Here is a 20,140-nt window from a genome sequence, read left to right as displayed (position 1 = left end):
TCTCGTTTTCATTAGTAACAAAAGTGTCGGAGGGTACTAAATAAACTTATGGTGAGGTGAAACACCCCCTACTACTCAGGGGTGGGAGGTGTTAAAGTGTTAAACTTCAATTAGATTGCTTTTTTAGGTGTCTTCCAATTCTTGGTGTTGACATTCCAGCCAAACATTTCGAAATCACATATTACTTACCTCGCCAAAATCTCCACTATCCTCTTGCCTGCATCGCCATTTCCATATACTTCTGTTGGATATGGCTTTTCTTCCGTGCTAAACACCGCATCGTATATCCCTTCACCATCAGCTAATATGTTCCATCCTGTTTCCACCAGTTCACGCCATCCAGAGTCTGGCATCACAACTACTGCACGCTTACCAGCAAAATACGCCTCCTTTTGCAACCCACCGCTGTCAGTTATCACTTTCCACGACTTTTCAACTAAGCCCATCAAATTCAGATAATCGATAGGTTCTATAACCAAGATGTCCTTCAAATATTCATCGAGTCCAAATTCTGAGATTCTCTTCCTTGTCCTTGGATGAACCGGAAACACAACTTTAACTTTTTCGGCAACCTTGGCAACTTCCTTCAAAATCTTTTCGAACTTCTCCTTGTTGTCCACATTAAAATCCCTGTGAAGGGTCATAACTATGTACTTTCCTTCCTCAAGCCCTGCCGCCTCATATACGTCGTACTTAAACAACGGTTTCATCATCAAAAACAAATCGTACATCACATCACCAACAAAATAAACACCTTGCTCAATGCCTTCCTTTTTCAAATTCTCAACAGCCAGTTGGCTTGGACAGAACAGGTACTTAGAAACTCTATCTGTGAGCACTCTGAGGTATTGAAACATCCATTCGGAGTTGGTGGCGCAAAGTACAGAACAGGCGCTCAGAAGAATGAATACGTCGACACGGTAGCTTATGGAATTTACAAAAAAGAAATCTTTGAAAAGGTCGGACTGTTCGATGAAAGACTAATAAGAAATCAGGATATAGAATTCAACATAAGGCTCAAAGATGCGGGATATAGAATCATGCTTGTTCCGCAAGCAAAAGTGTACTACTTTGCCAGAGATACATTCAAAGGACTTTGGCAAAACAACTTTTCAAACGGATTTTGGGTTACCTACAGCCGAAAGTACGTGAAAAAAGCATACAAGCTAAGGCACTTAATTCCTTTGTTTTTTGTCATTTATCTACTCATTTTGGCTGTAACCCTCTCAATTCCGGTCATCCCAACTTTCTTTAAACTACTTGGCTTGGTTCCTTTTTCACTTTACTTAGCAATGGTTACCATATTCTCAGCATCTGTAAGCACCAAACACAACGACAATAGCATATTTTTCTATACGTTAACTTCATTCTTGATTTTGCACATATCGTACGGGACAGGTTCACTTGTTGGACTTGTCAAAAAGGCATAATCTAAAAATGTTTTCTATCCATATATCTTAGTTATTATAAAAAAGTTCCAATAGTAGTTGTGTTAGCAGAGTTCTTATCTGTCCGAATCAAAATCAATTTGATGAAAACAATCATTAAATCCAAATCCATAGCAACGGTTTCACAAATTTGACTTTTGACTCTTTTTAAACGAAAACAAAAAGTCTTCCACTCCCTGATTTAAGAGTGAAAGACCAGATACGAGACGTAAGAAACTATTTTATCCTTAAGGAAGGGCAGCCGTGAATTTCTTGAAGTTATGTGTTTAGCTATCAGCTTCTCCTTTTTCAAAGTGGAATACTTGATTCGGCTTATCGACCTTGTAAAACCCATGATAACCAAACCAATCCCTTATCGCCTGAACAAGATTTGCAGGCAGCTTTTCAGAAACAATAGAGAGATAGAAATTAATAGCGGAATCAATAACAGGAATTGGGATATTGTATCTTTTGGCTATACTGCTAACCTGGATAACATTTTCGTACAAAAGGTTCAAATTCTTTATGATATTCTCTTTCTCAATTAAGCATCCCAAACCTCCAAGATCTTCCAACAGTAAGTAATCTATGAAATTTGACTCGAGGATACTTCCTTTTCTCCAAACTTTTAACACATTATCTAACTGGACGTTGTAGCCAAATTCATTCGAGGCTCGCGTTAACAACCACAGTCCCTCACTAAAAGCAATGTAGTTGACAAACATAAGGGCATCCTTGAGTAAACTTATCAAGTCTAAACCTAAACTTTCCTGTTCCAGTGAACGCCTCTTTATTTGAGAGTTCTTAGAAATCCTCATTCTAAGTTCTTTGAACACTGAAATCATTCTGCTGTTCACTGAAGCTGCTATCGTGATTGCAGGAATTCCTAACTCTAACGCAGTTTGAGTAAACCACAGACCTGTCCCCTTCTGCTCTGCAACGTCAAGGATCACATCTATATAAGGAGCACCTGTAAGTTCGTCGACCTGCCTCAAGACGATACTTGCAACCCTGAGCAGAAATGAATCAAACAGCAACTCGTTCCATTCTTCAAAAATAGTTGCGATTTCATCTGTTCGTAGCAATAAGACTTCACGCATTACTTGATAAACTTCAGAGATGCCAGCTATTATCCCATATTCAATGCCATTGTGCACCATTTTAACAAAGTGCCCTGCTGAGCGCTCACCCATGTAATTCACACACTCACCATATCTACTCTTAGCTGCGATTTTCTTCAGCATTTCTTCGACCTGTTTATACGCTTGATAATCCCCACCGGGCATCAGAGAGGGCCCTTTTAAAGCTCCTTCAGAACCACCGGAAAGGCCCATCCCTAAAAAGCGGAAGCCTTTTTCAGTGAGGAACCTATAGCGTCTTTCGGTGTCTTTAAAGTGCGAATTTCCGGAGTCTATTACTATATCTCCTACTTCCAGAAATGGAAGAAGCGAATTAATGACCTCATCTACCGGATTCCCAGCCGTGATGAGTAAGATAATCACCCTTGGTCTACTGAGAGATTCAACAAGAGCATCGATACCTTGGAAGCCTCGAATGCTATAGGAGAAAGGAATGCTTGATAAGAACTGCTTAGTTACTCCGTATTCTTTGTCGTAAACACTAACACGTAAACCTTTCTGTGCAAAATTGAGTGATAAATTCTTACCCATGGTACCAAGCCCAATTATTCCAACGTCACTCTTTCCGTCCACATCTATCACCCTCTAAATCATTTTAAAGAATTTAGAACAACCCAACTTACCAGAAAATGCCTCTCGGAAAAACCAATTCAAAGACTTTCTCAAAGAGATACCAGATTCCAAAAGAAACAACCGCCGTATATGCGATAGCTAACGGCAGATCTTTCAATTTCATCTCATCTTTCAAGAAAATGTAGTTAAAGAAAACTATCAAGAACGCGGAAAGCAGGAAACCCACGTATTTCATGAGCCATACCGCAGCAGCGAAGATTATCAAAAACAGTAGAGAATTGCGAAATCCAACATTATGACCTGCATCATTTGAAGATTCTGCAACCTGAGACTTCTTCTTCAGACTTCGGATTTCCATTACCAGCCACAAAATGGAGAACAGTAATGTAAGTAGAGAAATCAGTTTTGGAAAGAAATCTCCACCAAGTGAGCCGCCAAATCGAAGGGTTCGAATTAATACAGCTTGTATATAGCTTACTATCGATACGACAATAAATATTATTGGGAATATTAGGTTCTTTAGTATGTTAGTCAGTTTTTTCATATGATGATTCCTCCCCAGCTTTTAGTTTTAATATGTGAGGGGCACGTTGCCCCCCACTGTTGTATTTCTCATTTAACTGCTTGAGCTGCTTTCATGTAAACTGCTTCCTGTTCTCTCCAGAAATTCAACAGATCGTTTCCAGTCTTAAAGAACGGGACTGCGTATGCAACTTCGGCCAACTTCTTTTGAAATTCTGAGTCGGCTACTATCTTTTCAATAATCTTGTTGAACTCGTTCACTATGTTAGCCGGAGTTCTTGGAGGGAAGAAGAACGTGTTTGTCATCGGGAACTTCAGACTCCTAAGTCCCTGAGAAGCTGCCGTTGGCGCATTGGGTATGAACGGATCTGGTTGATCATCGTGCACAGCCAAAACCTTGATTTGCCCGTTCTTGATATACTGAACGGCTGAGACAAGAGCTAATGGAACAATATCGACGTGGCCACCAAGTAAGGCAGCAATTCTTTGCGCATCTCCACCCTCGTTAGGAACCACTCTGAATGCACCTGGAGCTGCCATCTCGATCGGAGCGTATTCCAAATAAGCTATTCCACCTGCACCGGCTCCGTACACGTACTTCTTCGGATTTTTCTTTGCATCTTCAATAGCTTCTTTCAAATTATTCCAGGGAGCATCTGCCCGTGCCGCAGTTATTCTCGAGGTCTTTGTTACGATACACGCCGGTGTAAAGCTCGACCACTTTATATCCGCTACGCCAAGGTAGTAGTTTCCCAGTACGGCCTGGTGGTACCAAAGTACGGTATAACCATCTGGTTTTGTCTGAAGCACTTGTCTGGCTGCAACCGCTCCTTCTGCTCCGACAACATTGGTTACTATCATTTCTTTGCCAGTGTACTTCTTCCAAAAATCTGCTATGAGCCTTGCTGTTATATCACTTGCACCACCTGCTGAATACGGAACAACAACAGTTACCGGTCTTTCCGGATAAGCGGCGAAGCTAAGTGTGACCAAAAGTAATGTCAGCAAAACGCTAAGAACCAAAAACACTAACCTTCTTGTCATAACACACCACACCTCCTGGTATAAGGATAAGTTTAAGCACTTTGTTTCTTTGCAACGCGCGCGTTGATGTATAGCCCAAGAACAAAGAGAAATACCGCAAGTATTATTAGAGTTAGCGAAATAGGTCTTGTGAATAGTGGCATTAAACTACCATCTGACAATGCGAGAGCTTGTCTGAGCCCTTTTTCAACAATAGGACCGAGTATGAAAGCAGTTATAAGAGGTACAAGAGGAAAGTTTGCTTTCCTTAAGACGTACCCAACAAACCCGAAGAAGAGTGCCACCCAGATGTCAAAGACCCTGTTGTAGAGTCCATAAGCACCAACAACCATCGCGATGGTTATAACCGGGTAGAGGAAATATGACTTGACGCTTAAGGCAGATATAATAAACCGCATCAGTACGAGCCCAAGTATAACCATCGTTATGTTAGCAAGGATCTGAGATGCGAACACTGTATAAACAGCGTCAGCATGCTCCGCAAACAGCATCGGTCCCGGGATCATTCCGTGTATCATAAACCCACCAATCATCATCGCAGTGACTGAATCACCAGGTATTCCAAGCGACAACAGAGGAACCAGTGCTCCGGCGATAGTAGCATTGTTAGCGGTTTCTGAAGCTATTACTCCATCTGGGATTCCAGTTCCGAACTTTTCCGGATGTTTGGAATACGATTTGGCAAGTCCATAAGCTACAACGCTGGAGGTTGCCCCACCAACGCCTGGAAACACCCCTATAATAAAACCGATAATCAACGACCTGATGAAATTAATCGGCTGGCTGAATATCACTTTCGTCGACTCAAGGACCAGCTTGAAACCCATCCTCATCTTTTTAGTTTCTGGCGGAACAACAAACTTCGAACGCTGCTCTATGGCTACAAATACCTCACTCAAACCAAACAATCCTATTAGAAGTGGCAGAATATCTATTCCTGCAATAAGGTCCTCAATTCCAAATGTTAACCTCTTAACGCCTGTTAGTGGGTCTGCTCCGACTGCAGCAATAAGAAGTCCGAGAAGTATTGAGAGGGTATTCTTCACTATTCCCCCTTCAAACATTCCAATACAACCAGCAAATGCGAGGATACCAAGTGCAAAATACTCAAACGGGCCGAACTTCAAGGCCACTTGGGCCAATGAATAGGTAGCTATTATCATCGCGAATACCGCTATGAGCCCACCGAAGAACGAACTCATAAGAGAAATTCCCATCGCAAGTGGTGCCTGTCCTTTTTTCACCATGGGATGAGCATCAAATGTTGTTGCAATAGATGAAGGAGTTCCCGGAATATTTATCAACCCCGCTGAGATAAATCCACCCGATATAGCGCCAACGTAAATTGCACTTAACAGAGCCAACGCGCTATATGGATTTAGACCATACGTTAGGGGCAACGCCAGAGCGACACCCATCGTTGCTGTGAGCCCTGGGACCGCACCAAATATCAGCCCCCAGACTGTACCAATAACTATTATTAAAAGATTTTGCGGGTTTAGCACTATGGGTATACCTACCTGGAACGTTTTCAAGAAAGCCTCCATAATAACACCCCCAAAGGTTTAGCTCTTTAGAATTTCATCAAGAGTGCGCTTTTCACTTTCCTCTATTTTTTCAGTCCATGCCTGATACAGACCTTCGTAAAAGCCCACAAATTTCAATGTCGGCGATATGATTTTCGTTTCCTTGTTGGTATTCACAAACTTTTCGAACTGGGCTTTGTTGACTAATCTTAGAGCAAAAAGAACGGTTCCAAGCACAGCGTCGTACCTATTACTCCTGTAAAAAATGCCTCGGTTCAATACGGTTGAGAGCAAGTTCCCGAACCCCGGTATTTCCAACAACCCTCCTGAAGCCACAAACCCAGTAACGTCTCCTAATAGTTTGCGTGTGACTTCCTCGACCACATTGACGGCTCTTCTAAACTTAAACACCAACCCTTCGATAACTGCGGCTGTTAAGTCATCAACACTTGTATGTGGTGATAAATTATAAAACTCTCCTTTCTGATACGGTATCCACCTGATCGAGCGCATTCCAAAAACAGTTGGCTTAAAAAGTACCCTATAGTTATTAGGTTTTTGAATCCTTGCTTCATCGTTCAAAATCCGGTTAAGAGTCTGTTCGTATGGAGTGTAATCACTTGACTTCAGATAGTTATCTTTCCACCAGTTCAAAACATTGCCGCAATTATTTGTAGCGCTTCCGACTATATAGTTGTTATCATCGAATATATAGCACCACGGGCCAAACCCAGGCATATCTTCAACATCAGGGATCTTACTGGTGATTCTTCTGATCGCAGCACTTGTTCCCATCGATATCGTAATCAAACTACTATCGCCGAACGTTGTCCCCATACTCGATGCAGCTCCATCAGAGGTTCCAACAATGACCCTTAAATCGAAATTTTTTTCATCGAATAAGCTCGTCAAGAATTTACTGGGTTTTAGCACCGTATTTCCTGAAACTGCACTTGGAAATTTTGATGAATCAACCTTAGCAAAATCTCTCAGCAAGTCATCTGCCCATCTATCAGCTCTAATATCGTAGCAGCCCGAACCACTTGCGATTGATTTATCAACGAAATGTGAATCCGTAAGGAGATGGATTATATAGTCCTTCACAGACGCAATCTTAGTCACTTGTTTCAGAAAATCTTGCTCATTTTTTGAAAACCATATTAACTTGTAGAATGGATACGTTGGCGCAACAGGACAACCTGTTCTGCTATGTAAGAGCGTCGCTACCGATTCGTTCTTGAGGATTTTGATCGCTTCTGTTGTTCCCAAATCATTGGTCCATGGGATGATGTTGGCAACAGGTTTCATATCGCTGTCTAAGAAAAGTAACGAGTGCAACATAGTATCTACGACCAAATATATTTCTTTCCTATCCGAAGAAAGCTCTCTCAAGAAATTCGCTGCATCTCTTAGACATCTTTCCAGAGCCGCTTCAATATCTTTCGGTCTTATAGTAATGCCGATCTTTTCATCGAAACTATACGCGTAGTTCTCAACAGCTTTGTACCTAACTTCAAGTGCCTCTTCATCGAAGACAACAGCCTTAGTACTCGAAGTTCCAACGTCTACTCCAATATAGTAACGCTTCACCCCACAACACCACCGTCCATAAATTGAAGTACATTAAGAAAGTTCCCTTATCTTCTTCAATACATTCCTAATTCTTTCCCTGACCTCTTCTTTTGATCCACTTACCAGAGAACCACCCATACCAACACCAAAGGCACCTGTTTTGAGCCACTCTAAAACGTTGTCTGGTGAAACTCCGCCTGTGACAATAAAATTCACGTTCGGGAATGGCCCCTTCATAGCCTTGATGAACGCTGGTCCTAGAATATCTCCAGGAAAAAGCTTGAGAATAGTGTTACCAGCCAGATAGGCATTCACAATTTCAGTTGGTGTCATAACTCCGGGAATGTAGCAAATATCTCTCTCTGCACAAAACTTTGAAACTTCCGGATCAAAGTTTGGTGAGATTATGTATTCAGCACCGGCTTCCAGCGCTTCAACACACATGTCCAAATTAATGACGGTACCAGCGCCTATAACAGCATCCGGACACCTTTCTTTAAGTTCTTTTATGACCTCCGTTGCGTTTGGAACTGTAAAGGTTACTTCAATCAACTTGACACCTTCTTCGCTCAGGGTAACACCTTTTTCTACTGCATCTTCCGTACTGCTGGTACGCAAAATTGCTATAAACCGTTCCTTTTCGATCAAAGCAGCTACTTCGTCTTTGTGCATCCTAAAATCCCTCCTACTTCGTTAGTAAACCTTTTATTAAGCACTGTAATCTTTCAGAAACCGCTTTATCCAAAACTTTCTCTGAGGAGAAAACCCTTTCCGTTGCCATCAATAAATGTTTGGTCATTTCTATTCTCGACAATTCGGGATTCCCACTGATGATCGCGGTAACAATTCTCTTGTGTTCTTCTTCCGTATTTTTGTACGCAATACCTACCTTCGTCGTGATCTTAATAACCTCAAAAGCCTTATTCATCACGGCATTCTGGAGGCTTTCCAGAATACTGTTTTTAGCGGCCTTCGCAATTGCAAAATGAAGCTCCTTGTCATACTCAACTCTCTTGATGCTCTTTCGACTTGTGTTCAAGTATTTGTCAAGCGCCTTTTGAATCCTTTCGATATCTTCTTCAGTTCGTCTAAGGGCAGCGAAAGCAGCCAACTCACTTTCAATTGCAAGTCTTGCCTCCATAACCTCAAATATTTCCAGTTGCTTTGAAATTATTAAATGTTTCGTAAACCTCTGAACAATTGACAAATTCAGCTGTTCCGAGATAAAATTACCCTTCCCCCAGCGCTTCTCAACAATTCCCAGCATTGCAAGAGACGTTATCGCTTCTCTTAAGGCCACTCGACTGACACCCAGTCGTGAAGCCAACTCTCGCTCCGGTGGTAACGCCTGTCCCGGTTTAAGTTTACCACTCGATATTAATTTAACGATTTCCTCAACAATCTTTTCGGAGGTTTGGGTCTTATCAATCTCCTCAAACAAGGAGTTCACCCCTCACTTTTCAATGTACATACGTTTAAGAGAACCCAAAAAAGCATCAAACTTCTCATCGTACGTTTCAACTAACTCTTGGTCCGGTGTCACGATCATTCCTTCCTTCACAATACGATTTGTAGCGTCATTCAACGAATCAAACCAGCCTAATGAAACACCTCCCAACATCGTAGATCCAACGAGAGCGGGTTCTTCAAACCGTGAGACCTCAACTTCCTTCTTAAGAACATTCGCAAGTATGTAAAGCCATTGCTTCAACTTTGTTCCTCCACCAGACACAGTCACTCTCTCAAAACCAATGCCTTTTTCTATAAGGGGTTCTACCATCATTCGCAACGTGAATGAAATACCTTCCAAAGCTGCTGTGAGTATATCTTCAGCAGAAATGTTATATTCAAGCCCTTGAATCATCCCTTTTGCTTCGCTACCGAACTCCAGTCCCCTCTCACCAGTTATGTAAGGATGGAATAGCAATCCTTTGACCGGTTTAACTTCATGTGAACGAAATTTATCAAGGTTTATCCTTAAAACTTTGCTCAGCCATTCAATTACAGAACCTGCGTTATTCACGGAACCTCCAGGGAACCATCTACCGTTGCACAGATACAAAGTCTGAGTCTTAAGCATGGGGGTGGAAGATATGAAAGGCCGCTCTGAGATAACTCGAACCATCCCTGTGGTTCCGAGGTTTACTACAGCTCTTCTTTTATTCCCAAAAACACCACTAGCAAGAGCTACAGCCCCACCGTCGTACAAACCCATTACCACTCCAACATCTCTTGGCAACTCGAGATACTCAGAAATTTCCTTTTTCAACGGAATCACCGTGTAAGGTGAAAGTATCTCAGGCAGGTTATTTCTACTTATTCCCAAAAAGCTTAAAATATCATCATCCCAGTCCAAGGTAAACGTATTGAAGTACCCTGTTGACGAAGCCGTACTTGGTTCAGTCGCAAGCTTGGAGGTCAAAAGAAGAACGATGTAATCCTTACACGACACGAACTTCACTTTCCTTAGATCCTCAATTTGAAGCCTTCTTAGGCTCCAAAAAACCTTTGCAAGCGCGGTATGAAACGTTGGAGGCATACCTGTTCTTGAGTAAATGAAGTCTCTATCGAAATAGCTCTTAAAGTCGCACATAACTTCTCTGATTCGTGTATCTGCTAAGGTAATCATATTCGAATGTGGAACATTATTCGAATCAAGCAACATCAAACCAAAAATATATGTGGATGGAACAATAGCGGCTACACGCTTTTCAAATCCATCAACTACTTTCTTCATCGTTTTCTGCAAAAGTCTTGAGAGGTCTTTAACATTATGTTCAGCTTTTCCGGACGGGTCAACATCCATCCTAATCTTGTTTCTACAAGACCTCAGGATATTACCTTCTGCATCAACCAATCCCGCTTTCAAGTAAGTCGTTCCAACGTCCACAGCAAGAATCAAATCTTTTTCCATCCTTCTTCCTCCAGTTTCTTTATTACTGCAACATTCACTACTTCCTCCGGTATTATTCTTTCTTCAGCTCGAAGAACGTCACTGACCACTTTGTCACCCATAGCCTTTATACTTTCAAAAGTGTACGCCGCAATATGAGGTGTGACCACGACATTATCAAATCTCAAAAGAGGATGCTCCCCGTTTATCGGCTCACCCTCAACAACGTCGAGCCCTACACCAGCAACCTTGCCGGATTCTAACGCTTGAATAAGCGCTTCTTGATCAATTAGTTCCCCTCTCGAAGTATTTACTATGTACACGCCTTCTTTCATCATCTCGAATTCGTTTGTAGACAGAATATGGTAATTTTCCTTTGTGTACTTCGCGCAGATAAATATTACATCGGACAACTTAACGAGCTCGTTAAGTTCTACTTTTCTTGCATTAACGTAACTCATATTTTCTTCAGCCACAAATGGGTCATATACAACAACATCTGCATTGAAACCAAAGTGCACGATTTCTGCAACACGGCTTCCAATATTCCCAAATCCAATTATTCCCACTGTCTTACCTTTCAACTCAATTCCGAAGAACTTTTGTCGTTCCGACCACTTTGATTGCAACACCTTGCTATACGACTGAGGAACTTTCCTCAAAACTGACATACAGAGGGCTATAGCATGTTCTGCAACCGCCTCGCGTTCAGCACCTCCACGAACCTTGGTTACTATAACTCCCTTCTCCGTTGCTTTACCTATATCGATGTTGTCATACCCAAGGCCGTGTCTTGATATCAGTACCAAACCTTCGACATTATCAAAAAACACGCTATCAAAGAAAGGTGTTGTACTTGCAATTATGTATTTAAAACCTTTAAGAACGTCTGCCAACTCTCTACCACTCAATTTCGGTGGTAAATCGAACCTCTGAACGTCAAACTTTTGTTGAAGTATTTCAACATGCTCAGGGAAATACTTTCCGAAACTGCTTGAATTGACAATTGCAACTTTGCTCTTCACACCGGACACCTCCATAGATTGACTAGATATACAAGGTATGATGGTATAGTGGTCTTACCAGTTTCGTTACGTATCATATCACTCATACGTTCCATTTTCCAAGAGTCATGAGTTACAAATAGCGGCGGTTATCTTTGTCAATCTAAACATTTCTTTCGCTTCCTTTCATTTATGGAAATTCTCTCGAAATTTCGCAAGGCTAACAAAATTTCCATCATAGGTAAAGTTTACATTTAGCTTAGGATTCCACAAAACTATCAAATTTCATAGTGTAAAATTCTGCACGTGTGTTGACATGGAATTTTTCAGGTATAGTAGGAGTGGCAATCGTATGTTGAACTTTGGTAATGAACCAAGATAACAAAAGCCCCCACCAAATCATGATGGGGGCTTGTAATTGCGTCGTGCTTCTTGCACAACGGAAATATTCTGTTTGGTCTTAGAGTCAAAGGAATATCTTCAAACACGCAGGTCACTACTGCTTCAAAATCTCCACTATCCTCTTGCCTGCATCGCCATTTCCATATAGTCCTGTTGGATATCGCTTTTCTTCGCTGCTAAACACCGCATCGTATATCCCTTCACCATCAGCTAATATGTTCCATCCTGTTTCCACCAATTCACGCCATCCAGAGTCTGGCATCACAACTACTGCACGCTTACCAGCAAAATACGCCTCCTTTTGCAACCCACCGCTGTCAGTTATCACTTTCCACGACTTTTCAACTAAGCCCATCAAATTCAGATAATCGATAGGTTCTATAACCAAGATGTCCTTCAAATATTCATCGAGTCCAAATTCTGAGATTCTCTTCCTTGTCCTTGGATGAACCGGAAACACAACTTTAACTTTTTCGGCAACCTTGGCAACTTCCTTCAAAATCTTTTCGAACTTCTCCTTGTTGTCCACATTAAAATCCCTGTGAAGGGTCATAACTATGTACTTTCCTTCCTCAAGACTTGCCGACTCATATACGTCGTACTTAAACAACGGTTTCATCATCAAAAACAAATCGTACATCACATCTCCGACAAAATAAACTCCTTGCTCTATACCTTCTTTTTTCAAATTCTCAACAGCCAGTTGAGTCGGACAGAAAAGATACTTAGAAACTCTATCTGTGAGCACTCGGTTTATCTCTTCAGGCATATCTTTCGGCTCTTGCCTTAAGCCAGCTTCAACGTGTGCAACGGGTATCTTGAGCTTTGCTCCCACAATCGCCCCTGCAAGTGTTGTGTTTGTATCGCCGTAGACAAGTATCACATCAGGTTTCTCTTCAAGCACGATCTTCTCAAACTCGATCATAATCTTGCCGGTCATCTCACCGTGCAGTCCAGAACCCACGCTGAGGTAATAATCGGGCTTTCTAATTTCGAGCACTTGGAAAAACACATCGCTCATGTTGAAATCATAGTGCTGACCAGAGTGGACGAGAATTTCTTGAATGCCTGCTTTTTCAAACTCTTTGTGTAAAACAGCTTCCTTAATAAACTGCGGCCTTGCACCGACCAAGGATAGGACTTTCATCGGACAACCTCCCCTGAATTCTACATTCTTATCCAAGAACGAACTCAATGAACTCTTTCTCTTTTCTTTCATCCCAAACGAATCTATCTTTGTACCTCTCAACATTCGCTAAAAGCTTATCGTATTCTTTATACGCTTCCAGTATCTTCCTCACTGAGCCATCAACATCTTTTGGATTAATCACCACACCTACGCCAAGTTCCTCAACAACTCGTCTCAAGGAAACAAATCTATCGCTCACAATCACCGGAGTGCTTGCGGCAAGCGAGTCGAAAAATTTATGCGGCAACGACCATAAATCGTTCTTGTAATCTTCTCTCCCAGTAGTTTTAAAGGACACGAGCGAAAATGAAGCCTTCGATATCTCTTTCATCATTTCCTCATACGGAAGAAAGCCAGTACAAATATGATTAATGTTCGAGAAAGCTTTTGAATCCATACCTACTATTTTGAAAATAAAACCTTGTCTGATAAGTTCTTTTACAACCTGTTCCTCTTCACCAAGGGCTCTTGTTATCTTCCCAACATAGACAATTGACTTTTCCTTTTCGGTACTCGATAACACGATACTCGCATAATTTGGAACAACCAAGCATTCTTTTTTTCTTCCTCTCAACGAATACTCCATCTGTTCGTAAGACACAAACACAAGCTTATCAGACAACTCAATTTGCCGTTCAAATATACTTCTCATAATCGCAGTCTTCAATTTTCCAATTATTCCAGAAAAATTCGATAGAAAATTCTCTGGATGGTACTCATGCACATCGTAAACTATTCTTTTCCCCTTCTTTTTTGCATACACAAAAGGTTCAATTGGTTTTGAAGGCAAAAAGTGGTGCATGTAAAGAATATCAAAGTCCGAATTCTCTATTAAGTCCACTATCTTTTTATCGAGCTTTCGCCTCTTCCAAAGCTTAACGAAAGCGTTTGCATTCAAATTCTCGTGCCATTCAATGGGAAGATAATGTATGTTCCCATCTCTGTATTCTTTCTCAGGTCTATCGGTCAAGTACTGATAGAACACGTGTGCAACTTTTGAAAGCGCTTTCACCGTTCTGTGCACACGCTTATCCTCTTTTGGATGCATGTAGCCTATTACAAGTACCTTCTTCATCTATTTTCCTCCATGAGCGATTTGAGTATCCTCTCGGATGCTTTCCCATCACCAAACGGATTTCTCAAATCGTGTGGCTCAAAATCAACCGCTTTGTAGAGTGCATCCAACACGCTCTCTTCCTGCGTGCCAGCCAGAACACCAAATCCGCTTTCTATCAACTCAGGCCGCTCCGTTGTTTCTCTGCACACAGCAACGAATTTTCCAAACGTTGGTGCTTCTTCCTGTATCCCACCGCTGTCTGTAGCAACAAACCTTGCGCCCTTTAAAAGAGCAGTGAGTTCGACGTAATCTACAGGCTCCAATAAATGTGCCGTTTTGCATCCTTCGAGCACATCGTAAACAACCTCTCTCACCTTTGGATTTTTGTGCACAGGAAAAACTATCTCAATTCCTTCTCTTTCTGAAAACTTTCTCAGTGCGCTGAGAATATTCCTCATCCTTTGCCCTATGTTCTCCCTTCTGTGTAACGTGACAAGAAAGTAATTCTCATGGTCAATTATCTTCTTCCTGATGCCATCAAGGTCGAAGTGATTCATCACGTACATCTGTGCATCTATCACCGTATTTCCAGTAACAACAATTCTACTTTCGTCGAATCCTTCCCTCAGAAGTGTTTCCTTTGACTTTTGCGTTGGTGCAAACATCTTCTCAGAAACCTGGTCAATGACTCTTCTGTTCATCTCTTCAGGGAACGGGTCGTACAAATCCCCACTTCTCAAACCAGCTTCTATATGCCCAACCTTAACACCCCTGTTGAACGAAGCAAGTGCGGCTGCCATCGCTGTTGTCGTATCGCCCTGAACCAAAATCCAATCGTATTTACGTTCTTTCAAAAGCTCCTCAAAACCTTTAACAACCTTGTACATCACATCGTTCAAAGTCTGGTTTGCCGTCATGATGTTCATGTCGATATCTGAATCAACTCCGAATATCCCTTTCATCATATCAACCATTTCCCGATGCTGCCCTGTGCAGATAAAATCTGCGTCCAAACTCATCTCTTTGGCTTTTAAATACACAGGTGCAACCTTGATAATTTCAGGTCTTGTGCCAAAGACAATGCCAATGCGCATTCTTAATCCACTCTCCTTCCGAAATTGTCCACTTTTGAGAGCCAAATATGTTTAATTCTTTGCTAACTAATTTTATCATACCATTTAAGTGCCTTCTACTAAGAAATCGAAGCGCCGAAGGAAAATTGCAACGCTTGAACCTAACCAAACAAACAAAAAAGCCAGACCGCATGCCTGGCTTGTGTTGATATGATGCATAGCTCTATTTATCCAATCACAAACTCAACAAACTCCTTTTCCTTAGCCTCGTCCCAAACGAACATGTCTTGGTATTTCACCACGTTTTCAAAAAGTATTTCGTAATTCTCATATGCTCTAAGTATATCTTCCACCGATTTATCAACATCCTCTGGCTCTATAACCTCTCCTATCACCAACTCCTTCACAAGCTTGCTCATCGTCACAAAACTGTCTCTGACAATTACTGGTGTTCCTGCTGCTATTGAATCAAAAAACTTATTTGGTAAAGCAAACATATAGTTCCTACTTGATTTACCCGAAGGTGGGTCATACGAAATAAAACTAAAAGCCGATTTTGAAATCTCCTCCATCATTCTCTCATACGGAAGAGCTTCCAAACTGATGTATTTCAAATCGTCTGGAAAGTTAGGTGTATAACCTATAACCTTTATCAAAAAGCCTGCCTCATTTAATCTACTCAGCAACTTTATATGTGCTTGCGATAAACCTCTCGGTGTCTTCCCAACTATGCATATTTCCTTGTTTTTCGATGGACTGCTCAACTTAAGGGAAGCATAATTCGGAACAACAAGACTCGGCTTTCTCAGGCCTATCTTTTCAAATATTGTAGTTTCTGTATCTTGTGAAACGCAGATTATCTTGTCACACAGTTCTATTTGCTTGCGAAAAACATTCCAAAAGATAAACCTTTTCAAATATCTCAACGGAGCAGGCAAGTTCTCGAACATGTCTTCTGGATGAAGTTCGTGAAGGTCATAGACAACCACTTTATTCCTTTTCTTTGCCCACTTAAAAGCAGCCAGCGGCATACTAAAAGGAAAAGCGTGCATGTAAAGGATGTCGTATTCTGCAGTTTTTATAAGTTTTACGATACTTCTATCGAAATCAACCCTGCTCTTAATCTTTTTTAAAGGATTTCTTTCGCTTGACTTAGTCAGAGGATAATAATGAACATTACCTTCATAGTATGACTTTGCTGGTTGTTTTGAGAAGTACTGATACATCACTTTTGCTCTCTTTGAAAGCGCATTCACTGTCCTAAAAACACGCTTATCGTACTTGTCATGGAGATATCCGATTATGAGTACATTCACTACTATCACTCCATTAGATTCGAACATCGAACTTCTTAATCCATTCTCCAAAGATGAGTACTCTCCATATTACTCGATCGTACTGTATTTTCGACTCAAGAAAGTCTCTTACGTAATCTATGAATCTTTCGCTTACAAGTCCTCCAGACAGCTCTATGGCTTCTTTCACTTTTGGCAGAACAAAATCCCCATGTTCTCTCATCCAGACACTCTCTGGTGTTTCAAATCCCAGCTTATCTTTCCTATCAAGTACCTTGTCCGGTACAATCCCGCGCATCGCATTTCTTAAAATTACTTTCGTAACTCCGTTTTGAACAAGATACTTCTCAGGAAGCGAAAGCATAAACTCAACAAGGCGGTAATCAAGATATGGCACTCTTCCCTCGACGGAAAATCTCATAGAGTTTCTATCCTCGTACCTCAGAAGAGGAATCAAACTTGTTTTGTAAAACATATCTATCCTGTAATCACGCATGTTTTTGTATGTAAATGAGAAATCAGATGCACCTTCAACACTTCTAAAAAAGGACTCTTTACGCCTTAACTTCCTGAGCTTTCCAGCAAGCATCTGTGGGATTAAATTAGCCATCACAAGCTTGAAAATTAACCCTTTTGAATATCCAAGCTTTGAAATTGCATTAAACTCTTTGAAAAATCTACCTATATCCAATTTCCTAAGAAGAGAAGCCAGGAAAGGTCCATACACATGGTGGTACCCTGCCAGAATCTCATCAGCACCTTGTCCATCGAGCATAACTATCAGTCCGTTCTTTCGAGCGGTCTCAAAAACCTTCCACTGTGCAAATATAAACGTTGAACCAAACGGCATATCATGATACCACACTATCTCTTGGAGTTTTTCACTTAGCTCATCGAAAGTAGGATAAATGACGTGCAACTTAACACCTGTGTATTTCGCCACCTCTTGTGCGTATTCAATTTCCCTGTGTCTTTTGACTTCCGTCGTTGCCGATACTGTTTCCTGATTTTCTTTGTTATCTATTAACCTGTTCATAACGCAAACAAGTGTTGAACTGTCAAGTCCCCCGGAAAGACACGAACCGACCTTCACATCGCTTCTTAGATGTATCCGCACCGAGTCGAACAAAAGTTCTCTAAACATTCGGCAGGCTTCATCAAAGGAGATATCTTTATTTTCTTTGATATCATTTAGGTCATACCATTTAAAAAGTGCGTATTTGTGCGTTGAAAGGTCGTACACAAGATTGAACCCTGGAAATAACTGGTATACACCATCAAAAAGCGTTTCTTCGGTGTGATCTGAAATTGACAACGCAAGAAAATCATACGCCCTTGCTCTGTTTAATTTAGCCTTCCAACCATCAAGCACTGTGAACTGCTTTATCTCAGAACCAAACGCAAAATAATTACCGAGTTTTGTATAATAAAGCGGCTTTATTCCAAACCTGTCCCTTGAGAGGAATATCTCATTCCGCTTCTCATCGTATATTGCAAACGCCCACATCCCGTTGAATCTCTTAACACAATCCCTTCCCCACTTATCGTACGCAGCAAGAATTACTTCTGTATCTGTGTGCGTATTGAATACATACCCGTCTTTAATAAGTTCCTCTTTCAATTCTATGTAATTGTACACCTCACCATTGTAAGTAATAACATATGTACCATTTTTACCTTCATACCTCATCGGCTGTTTTCCCGCATCGGTTAAATCAATTATCGCCAACCTTCTGTGTCCGAATGCGAAGTTTTTTCCAAAATAGAACCCCTCCCCATCGGGACCTCGATGGGCTACCACATCTGTCATCTTCTTGATCTCATCTTGTCGAACTGGAACATCATCGGTTTTTATTATCCCAGCAATGCCGCACATCGTTGCACCCCCAAATACTACCAAGAATTATCCGATTTCGATTTGAGAAGCTGCTTCACACTTCCAAGCAAGAAACTTGCTTCTTCCTTATAAACCAGAACAACCAAGCCCATACTAGTAAGCATGACTAACAGGTTCACACTAATCTTGCTTGTAAGAGTTCCAATACCTGCTGCGATAATGAGGAGCACGATACCTATAGTCGACTTCCTTAAATCATAACCAACACGAAAGACTTTTTCTGAAATCAGCGTTCTCATGAAATAAAACATAACATAAGAAAGACCAGTTGAAACAGCAGCTCCTTTGGCACCATACAAAGGCACAAGCATCGAGTTCCCTAAGAAATTTGTCGCAGCACAAACAATTAGGATGACAAAATGCCAATATGTCTTTTTAGTAAAATTTATACCACCAACCGTTGTTTCTGAAAGAGAATACAAAATTGGCATGAGAATAAGGAAAGGAGCTATATTAGCACTCACTCTGTAGCTTTTAGAAAAAATCAAGAATATAACGTCTTTGAATCCAAGGACCAAAAACGCAACTATAAACAAAACGAGCCCAACCATATCGTGAGCCTTTTTAAAGAACTGAGTGTTGTTCTTATCTTTCTCATACTCCTTGTACGCTGTCGAAATCCAAAAAGACGAGAACCCGCCTTGAATAATATTGATCGCAGTAACGATTCTATACGCTGCGCTGTACAGTCCAATCTCTTCAAGTGTGCCGTACTGCCTTAAACTTATCCTATCAATTGATGTGTAGACCCAAGAAACCAAGAATGTTGGAACCAGTGGAACTCCAAAAGCCAGGATCTTCTTGACCTCAGTCCAATTCATTCGACGTAATTTCCAATAACTCGGGGTTTTTGTTGCACCGACTACTATCGCAGCCAAATATCCGAATAGATTGCCTAAAACAATAGCATAAAAACTCCTGTTCAGCATCAAAGCAAAAAATATTGTAGATAGAATAGTGACCAAAGTATTTGCAACATTTATCAAAGAATAAAGAAATCCATTACCTTCCATCATGACCGTGAACTGGTTAAAAGTTTGGAATATCGATATATAAACTGTAATAACTAGTAATAAATTAACGAATCTGTGCTCCGAACCGTATAATAGTAAACTTACTTTCTTATCAGCTATCAAAATTATCATAGAAATAAAAGTGGCACTAATCAAGGACGTGTAAAGACTATTTGAAAAAAGAAAGGCCCTTTTTTCTTTCTCGTACTCGTTGAAAAACCTAACATAAGCTTGGTCGGTTCCTAACAAAGCAATTATATTTAGCACCGAAAAAGCAACCAAGAACATGGAAGCCTTGCCAAACTCTTCAGGTGATATCAAATATGAAATAATTGGAGCTGTAACCACAGATATAAAGGCTTTTAACCAGATTCCAAGAGAAAATGAAAAGTAAGATTTTATGTATTTCTTCATTTCAAATCGTAGCCTCCAATGTATTCTAAATGCTCAGTTTATAAAAAATATAGAAAAACTACTTCAAGGTCAAAGTTGTAACCACTATTGTGCTAAAATT

General features: G+C 40.9%; 16 protein-coding genes and 1 pseudogene. 1 reads left to right on the top strand and 16 read right to left on the bottom strand.

What is annotated here, in order from left to right; genetic code table 11:
* Positions 1 to 185: 185 nt before the first annotated feature.
* Positions 186 to 842: pseudogene (locus NA23_RS00835) on the bottom strand (UDP-N-acetyl glucosamine 2-epimerase); the annotation flags it as partial.
* On the opposite strand from NA23_RS00835, the gene NA23_RS00830 reads away from it, so the two are divergent.
* Positions 795 to 1,430 (top strand): glycosyltransferase family protein, encoded by a 636-nt coding sequence (locus NA23_RS00830; RefSeq protein WP_249477100.1) that lies wholly within the window; start codon positions 795 to 797, stop codon positions 1,428 to 1,430. The pseudogene NA23_RS00835 and the gene NA23_RS00830 sit on opposite strands and share 48 nt — an antisense overlap.
* A gap of 284 nt (positions 1,431 to 1,714) precedes the next feature.
* Here NA23_RS00830 and gndA read toward each other — a convergent pair whose 3' ends face one another.
* The 15 genes from gndA to NA23_RS00755 form a co-directional block, all read right to left on the bottom strand.
* On the bottom strand, positions 1,715 to 3,139 hold the full coding sequence (gene gndA / locus NA23_RS00825; RefSeq protein ID WP_033191457.1) for an NADP-dependent phosphogluconate dehydrogenase: 1,425 nt from the start codon (positions 3,137 to 3,139) through the stop codon (positions 1,715 to 1,717).
* 46 nt (positions 3,140 to 3,185) lie between these two features.
* A complete protein-coding gene (locus NA23_RS00820) occupies positions 3,186 to 3,683 on the bottom strand; it encodes a tripartite tricarboxylate transporter TctB family protein (protein WP_033191458.1) in 498 nt (165 codons plus the stop codon).
* Between the two features lie 68 nt (positions 3,684 to 3,751).
* Complete coding sequence (locus tag NA23_RS00815) at positions 3,752 to 4,705, bottom strand: tripartite tricarboxylate transporter substrate binding protein (protein WP_033191459.1); 954 nt, start codon at positions 4,703 to 4,705, stop codon at positions 3,752 to 3,754.
* A gap of 32 nt (positions 4,706 to 4,737) precedes the next feature.
* On the bottom strand, positions 4,738 to 6,252 hold the full coding sequence (locus tag NA23_RS00810; protein WP_033191460.1) for a tripartite tricarboxylate transporter permease: 1,515 nt from the start codon (positions 6,250 to 6,252) through the stop codon (positions 4,738 to 4,740).
* Positions 6,253 to 6,270: 18 nt separating this feature from the next.
* Positions 6,271 to 7,821, bottom strand: a complete 1,551-nt coding sequence (locus NA23_RS00805; RefSeq protein WP_014450760.1) for a gluconokinase — start codon at positions 7,819 to 7,821, stop codon at positions 6,271 to 6,273.
* Between the two features lie 33 nt (positions 7,822 to 7,854).
* Positions 7,855 to 8,475, bottom strand: coding sequence for a bifunctional 4-hydroxy-2-oxoglutarate aldolase/2-dehydro-3-deoxy-phosphogluconate aldolase (locus NA23_RS00800; protein ID WP_014450759.1), 621 nt, complete (start codon positions 8,473 to 8,475; stop codon positions 7,855 to 7,857).
* 13 nt (positions 8,476 to 8,488) lie between these two features.
* Positions 8,489 to 9,244: a FadR/GntR family transcriptional regulator gene (locus NA23_RS00795; protein ID WP_014450758.1), complete on the bottom strand. Its 756-nt coding sequence runs from the start codon at positions 9,242 to 9,244 to the stop codon at positions 8,489 to 8,491.
* A gap of 12 nt (positions 9,245 to 9,256) precedes the next feature.
* Positions 9,257 to 10,717: a gluconokinase gene (locus tag NA23_RS00790; RefSeq protein ID WP_052107113.1), complete on the bottom strand. Its 1,461-nt coding sequence runs from the start codon at positions 10,715 to 10,717 to the stop codon at positions 9,257 to 9,259.
* Positions 10,702 to 11,721, bottom strand: coding sequence for a D-isomer specific 2-hydroxyacid dehydrogenase family protein (locus tag NA23_RS00785; RefSeq protein WP_145974431.1), 1,020 nt, complete (start codon positions 11,719 to 11,721; stop codon positions 10,702 to 10,704). The genes NA23_RS00790 and NA23_RS00785 overlap by 16 nt, the downstream gene beginning before the upstream one ends.
* Before the next feature lie 475 nt (positions 11,722 to 12,196).
* Positions 12,197 to 13,249: a non-hydrolyzing UDP-N-acetylglucosamine 2-epimerase gene (gene wecB, locus NA23_RS00780; protein WP_033191462.1), complete on the bottom strand. Its 1,053-nt coding sequence runs from the start codon at positions 13,247 to 13,249 to the stop codon at positions 12,197 to 12,199.
* Between the two features lie 28 nt (positions 13,250 to 13,277).
* Positions 13,278 to 14,366, bottom strand: a complete 1,089-nt coding sequence (locus tag NA23_RS00775) for a glycosyltransferase (RefSeq protein WP_033191463.1) — start codon at positions 14,364 to 14,366, stop codon at positions 13,278 to 13,280.
* The gene (gene wecB / locus NA23_RS00770; protein ID WP_033191464.1) at positions 14,363 to 15,442 is read right to left on the bottom strand and encodes a non-hydrolyzing UDP-N-acetylglucosamine 2-epimerase; all 1,080 of its coding nucleotides are present in this window, start codon (positions 15,440 to 15,442) and stop codon (positions 14,363 to 14,365) included. Before wecB (NA23_RS00770) ends, NA23_RS00775 begins: the two co-directional genes overlap by 4 nt.
* 206 nt (positions 15,443 to 15,648) lie before the next feature.
* The gene (locus NA23_RS00765) at positions 15,649 to 16,737 is read right to left on the bottom strand and encodes a glycosyltransferase (protein WP_033192529.1); all 1,089 of its coding nucleotides are present in this window, start codon (positions 16,735 to 16,737) and stop codon (positions 15,649 to 15,651) included.
* A gap of 13 nt (positions 16,738 to 16,750) precedes the next feature.
* Entirely contained in the window at positions 16,751 to 18,616 is a 1,866-nt protein-coding gene (gene asnB / locus NA23_RS00760) for an asparagine synthase (glutamine-hydrolyzing) (RefSeq protein WP_249477098.1), read from the bottom strand.
* The gene (locus NA23_RS00755) at positions 18,610 to 20,040 is read right to left on the bottom strand and encodes a lipopolysaccharide biosynthesis protein (protein ID WP_033191466.1); all 1,431 of its coding nucleotides are present in this window, start codon (positions 20,038 to 20,040) and stop codon (positions 18,610 to 18,612) included. The genes asnB and NA23_RS00755 overlap by 7 nt, the downstream gene beginning before the upstream one ends.
* Between the last annotated feature and the right edge of the window lie 100 nt (positions 20,041 to 20,140).

The sequence above is a fragment of the Fervidobacterium islandicum genome, from assembly GCF_000767275.3.
In the GTDB taxonomy this organism is placed as follows: Bacteria; Thermotogota; Thermotogae; order Thermotogales; family Fervidobacteriaceae; genus Fervidobacterium; species Fervidobacterium islandicum.
This window is presented reverse-complemented; position numbering and strand designations above follow the sequence as displayed.

Excerpts from the sequence above, each read along its gene's own strand:
- NA23_RS00820 (WP_033191458.1), bottom strand. The coding sequence starts at position 3,683 with ATGAAAAAACTGACTAACATACTAAAGAACCTAATATTCCCAATAATA.
- NA23_RS00815 (WP_033191459.1), bottom strand. The coding sequence starts at position 4,705 with ATGACAAGAAGGTTAGTGTTTTTGGTTCTTAGCGTTTTGCTGACATTA.
- NA23_RS00810 (WP_033191460.1), bottom strand. The coding sequence starts at position 6,252 with ATGGAGGCTTTCTTGAAAACGTTCCAGGTAGGTATACCCATAGTGCTA.
- NA23_RS00800 (WP_014450759.1), bottom strand. The coding sequence starts at position 8,475 with ATGCACAAAGACGAAGTAGCTGCTTTGATCGAAAAGGAACGGTTTATA.
- NA23_RS00790 (WP_052107113.1), bottom strand. The coding sequence starts at position 10,717 with ATGGAAAAAGATTTGATTCTTGCTGTGGACGTTGGAACGACTTACTTG.
- wecB (WP_033191462.1), bottom strand. The coding sequence starts at position 13,249 with ATGAAAGTCCTATCCTTGGTCGGTGCAAGGCCGCAGTTTATTAAGGAA.
- NA23_RS00775 (WP_033191463.1), bottom strand. The coding sequence starts at position 14,366 with ATGAAGAAGGTACTTGTAATAGGCTACATGCATCCAAAAGAGGATAAG.
- wecB (WP_033191464.1), bottom strand. The coding sequence starts at position 15,442 with ATGCGCATTGGCATTGTCTTTGGCACAAGACCTGAAATTATCAAGGTT.
- NA23_RS00755 (WP_033191466.1), bottom strand. The coding sequence starts at position 20,040 with ATGAAGAAATACATAAAATCTTACTTTTCATTTTCTCTTGGAATCTGG.